The organism is Frankia canadensis, assembly GCF_900197875.1.
Classification (GTDB): domain Bacteria; phylum Actinomycetota; class Actinomycetes; order Frankiales; family Frankiaceae; genus Frankia; species Frankia canadensis.
On the sequence record NZ_FZMO01000295.1, the window covers coordinates 1 to 4,408 of the forward strand.

The 4,408-nt window shown below is 74.8% G+C and carries 6 protein-coding genes; all 6 read left to right on the top strand.

Features of this window, described 5'->3' with window-relative positions; all coding sequences use genetic code 11:
* The coding region (locus C1A33_RS21065; protein ID WP_207770413.1) for a type III-B CRISPR module-associated Cmr3 family protein at positions 1-239 on the top strand (239 nt) is incomplete at its 5' end.
* Positions 233-1,204, top strand: coding sequence for a type III-B CRISPR module RAMP protein Cmr4 (cmr4, locus tag C1A33_RS21070; RefSeq protein WP_165818510.1), 972 nt, complete (start codon positions 233-235; stop codon positions 1,202-1,204). The genes C1A33_RS21065 and cmr4, both read left to right, overlap by 7 nt.
* Positions 1,201-1,665 carry a type III-B CRISPR module-associated protein Cmr5 gene (cmr5, locus tag C1A33_RS21075; RefSeq protein ID WP_165818511.1) on the top strand — a complete coding sequence of 155 codons (465 nt, stop codon included), beginning with the start codon at positions 1,201-1,203 and terminating at the stop codon, positions 1,663-1,665. Before cmr4 ends, cmr5 begins: the two co-directional genes overlap by 4 nt.
* Positions 1,662-2,759 carry a type III-B CRISPR module RAMP protein Cmr6 gene (cmr6, locus tag C1A33_RS21080; RefSeq protein WP_101833145.1) on the top strand — a complete coding sequence of 366 codons (1,098 nt, stop codon included), beginning with the start codon at positions 1,662-1,664 and terminating at the stop codon, positions 2,757-2,759. The genes cmr5 and cmr6 overlap by 4 nt, the downstream gene beginning before the upstream one ends.
* Positions 2,756-3,652 (top strand): hypothetical protein, encoded by an 897-nt coding sequence (locus C1A33_RS21085; protein ID WP_101833146.1) that lies wholly within the window; start codon positions 2,756-2,758, stop codon positions 3,650-3,652. Before cmr6 ends, C1A33_RS21085 begins: the two co-directional genes overlap by 4 nt.
* A gap of 1 nt (position 3,653) precedes the next feature.
* Positions 3,654-4,408: hypothetical protein (locus C1A33_RS21090; protein WP_133150761.1), on the top strand; the 755-nt coding region annotated here is incomplete at its 3' end.

Consider the following 4,408-nt stretch of genomic DNA (forward strand, 5'->3'; position numbering starts at 1 on the left):
CGCTGGTCAGCACATCCATGGTCGGCCCCGAGGTCATCGCCGGCGTGTCCGGGGCAAGCGGGCGGGGCCGGCCGCTGCGGTGGGCGGTGGGCGCGGGCAGCGTCTACCACCTGCGCTTCGACGACGACGGCGCCGCCGCCGTGCGGTGGGCGCGAGACGTCCACGGCAGGTGCCTGCCCCAGGCCGAGGAATGGATGACGACGGTGGGATTCGGAATGTGCTTGGTGGGGCGATGGTGACGGGCGACGCGGGCCTGCTGTTCTGCTATGCGGAGTCGCCGGTGCATGCCGGCGGGTCTGAGAGTGCCGGGGTCGTCGACCTGCCGATCCAGCGCGAGCAGGCGACCCGGCTGCCCACCGTGTGGGGGCAGAGCGCGAAGGGCGCGCTGCGTGACCTCGCCGTCGAGCATGCGCGGCTGGGCACGCCGGGCTGGCCGCGGGTGGAGCGGGTGTTCGGATCCGCGCCGCCGGGCAGCGCCGAGGCCGGCGGCACAGGGGCAGACGGCACTGGGGCAGACGGCGCCGGTGCGGACGGTCCACCGCTGCCGGGCTGGCTCGCCGTCGGGGATGTGCGGCTCGTCGCGTTCCCGGTGCCGACCCTGGCCCGCACGTTCGCCTGGGTGACCAGCCCGCTGGCGCTGTCCCGCCTGCTGCGCCTCGGCCAGCTCGCCGGCCGCGACGACCTGCCGGCCGTACCCACGATCAGTGTGGGCGACGTGGCACCGGCCAGCAGCAGATGGGGCGAGACCGGGGCGGGGCTCGCCGTCGGCGAGCACAACCTGACAATCGTCGAACCGCCTGCCAGCCTGTCGGCGTGGGCCACCTGGCTGGCCACCCACGCGCTGCCCGCGGACGACGCGTCCTTCGGCTACTTCCGCAAGAAGCTCGCCACCGACCTGTTGCTGGTCAGCGACGACGACCTGGCGGCGCTCACCGAGGAACACGTGGAGCTGCTGCCCAGGGTGCAGCTGCGGGCGGACGCGAAGACGGTCGCGGCCGGCCCCTGGTACACCGAGTACCTGCCGGCGGAGACCTTGCTGTGCACGCTGCTGCGCGACTGTGTTCCACCGGCCGGTGAGGCGCGCTCCCGGCGGCTGGCGGATCTCGGTGGCGTGCTGGACAACGAGCTGCTTGTCGCCGGCGGCGACGAGACGCTGGGCAAGGGCATGCTCTGGCTGCGCTGGTGTGGGACGGCGGCCCGGTGAGCCGGCGGGACCAGATCCTGGCGGTGACGGCGTGGCAGCTCGTCGGCGGCCTGCCCGCGGACCCGAAGCTGCGCGCCGAGTTCCGTACCCGGGCGGTGGGCCTCGGACCGATGCTCGTCTCGTCGGGCCTCGCCGCCACCGCTGCCTTCCATGCCGCGAAGGCCGGCCCGAACCCGGCGAAGCCGCGGGAGCTCGCCTACGCGAGGATCGCGGATGCGCTGGGCTGTCATGTGCTCCACCGTGCCGACGCGACCAGGAACGATCTCGTGGCGGAGGTCGGCGCCATGGCGTCGACGACGTACGCGTCAGCCTCGGGGGAAGCGCGGGCCTTCGCCCTGTGGGTGCGCCGCGCGGCCGAGGCGCTGATCCCCCGCTCCGAACAGGCAGGCAACGCCGCCGCACTGGCCGGCGCAGCCGCGCACGGACCGGTCGGCGTTCCCGACGGCGCGGGGGCGCGGTGACCGCGCTGGCCGGCCCCCTGCATGCCTTCGCGAGCTACGAGCCCCCCGCCGAGAACAGGAAGACCGGCATCCTGCGGATCAGGCCGACCGCCGCGCCGAACGGGCCGACCGCCCAGGCGCCCAACGGCAGCCTGCTGCTGCGCCGAGCCGTCTGGGTGCACGACGGCGGCGATCGGCACGCCGAGGACCGCGACGCCCAGCTCCGGGAACGGACCGCCACCGCACTCGATCCGGGCGGGTCCGATCATGTGGCAGGCCTGCTGCGCGCGGCGCACGCACGCCGGGGCGTCGCGATGGCCCGGCTCGCCGCACGGGGACGCACCGTGCGGACCCTGCGGGTGACGCCGATGTGGCGGCTGGTGATCGGCGTCGGGGAGGAGATCCCGCACGAGGTCGGGCTGACCGTGCACGGCACCTATGGCGTGCCGATCCTGCCCGGCTCGGCGCTCAAGGGCGTCGCCCGCCGCTACGCCCGGGCCGAGGACCCGCAGCGCTACGCCGAGTACGGCCAGGCCTCCTTCGGCGCCGAGCCTGGCGAGCGTGCCGACCGCGGCCCCGGCCCGGATACCGCCCCCGATGCCGCCACATCCGCCACGTCCGCCACGTCCGGACCGTCGGAGGGCAAGCCGGACGACGGCCGGGTCGTGTTCGTCGACGCGCTGCCGCTGCCCCCGCGCGGCGGGCGGGCAGGTGTCACCGTCGATGTGATCACCCCACACGCGAAGGACTACTACACCGAGGCCGGGGCAGCGCCGCCGGCCGAGTACACCCAGCCCGTTCCCGTGGCCTTCTTCAGCGTCACCAGCGCGGTCGCCTTCGTCGTCCACCTGGTCGGCCGCAGCGGCGACCCTGATCTCTCCGAGCTGGGGCTGGACTCCGACGCCGTCCTCGGCTGGCTGCCAGCCGCCCTGCGTGACCTCGGCATCGGCGCGAAGACAAACGCCGGCTACGGCTACTGCGACGTCGCGATCGAACCCGTTCTCGAACCCGCCAGCACGGGCGATGACCAGGGCGCCGACGCCAACCCCGCCGCGGCAGCCGGTCGGTCGACGCCCACCGAGGACGGACCGGCCTTGCGGGAAGGCACCCGATGACCGTGCACGTGCTGCCCTGCGGCACCTCGATACTGCGCAACCTGCAGCCGCCGTTCGACGCGGCCGGCCCGCTGCGCGCGCAGGTACGTGACCTGACCGACTGGGCGAGGCGGGAGCTGGCCGCGGCTGGCCGGGCCGACCCCCGAGCCTGGGCTGCGGCCCTCGACGATGCGATCGCCGACGTCCGCGGCCCGCTGCGCGCGGCGCAGAACCCGGTGGCGCTCAGCGCGGAACTCGCCGGGCTGGACCGCCACGTCACCCGACCGGCCGACACCGACCGGATCGTGCTGCTGGCCTCCGACACCGCGGACGGCGTGCTGTCGGCGATCCTCGTCGGCGTCGCGCTGAACCGCCCGATCGACTACTACCCGGCGCCGGTCCGCAACAACACCGACCGTCCCTGCCCGGTGCTCACCGACCCGGTGCGGCTCCCGGTCGACCTGATCCGGATCGAAGGGCTGCTGCCCGACTCGACCGCCCGGTTCGAGGGGGCGATGGCGCAGCTCGGGTCGGCGATGGCCTGGGCGGCCCGGCTGGACAGATCCGCTCCCCTGGTGATCCACCTGTCGGGCGGGTACAAGGCGACAATCCCCTATCTGGTGACGCTCACCGAGTACCTGGCGAAGGCCTGGCCACCGGTGGAGGCGTGGTGCCTGCATGAGGGTGACGACGCCAACAACCCGGACCCGCAGCCCCTGCGGATCCGGCTGCGTTCCGTCGACCTGGCGGCCGACCTGCGCGCCGTCAGCCTGGCCGCCCGCGGCGAGCATCCGGGCGGGCGGCTGCTCGACTTCGCCTACACGACCGACAACGCCGGCGCGGTCCACCTGACACCGCTCGGCCACGGGCTCGCCGCGCTCCTTCCCGGTCTCCTCGAACTCCTCGACGCCTGACATGGATGTCACGCCGCTGGCCACGGCACTCGCCGACGGCCTGCCGAACCGGATGACCCGCAACGCCGACCTGCTCCTTCCCGTCCGGGACGGCCTCGACGTGCGGCTCGACTACCTGGCGGGCGGCGGGAGCATCTCCATCCCCGCTCTGCTCGCCTCGTGGCCCCCCACTCCCTCCGACGTCGGCGAGCGGATCACCCAGCTCGCCGCCGCCCTGCTCGCCGCTCTGCCGGACCCGGCGACCGCGCGTGACCTGCCCGCCCTCGTCGTCCGGATGGTCACGCGGCCCGCGGGCGGCATGCATCCCCGCGACGGCTGGCAGGCCGCGGCCCGCCTGACCGAAGCCGGCTGCGTGCTGCTCGAAAAGGCCGCGTCAGACGGGGACCTGCAGGCCGGCGAGGCGCTGCCGTTCCTGCGACGCGCCCGCTACCTGCTGCTGTCCGCACCGGCCCGTTTCTCCACGCCGACCGGCGGCCCATCGGCCTGGCCCACCGACGTCGCGCTGGGCAGCGAGGTGGCCTATGCGGCCCGGCTCGAGCAGGCCCGGCTGGCGTGGGCGCTCGACCTGGTCAACCACGACGAGCACACCGAGCTGCGCCAGCAGCTCCACGGCCGTGCGCTCGACGCGGAGCTGCGCCGCCTCGTCCTCGTCACCGACCACAGCGGCGCGCCGGCGCGCACCCGGGCGGAACTGCTCTTTCCGGACGGGATCGGGCCCACCACCGTGGGCGGCCCCTCCGGTGCCGGACCCACCCC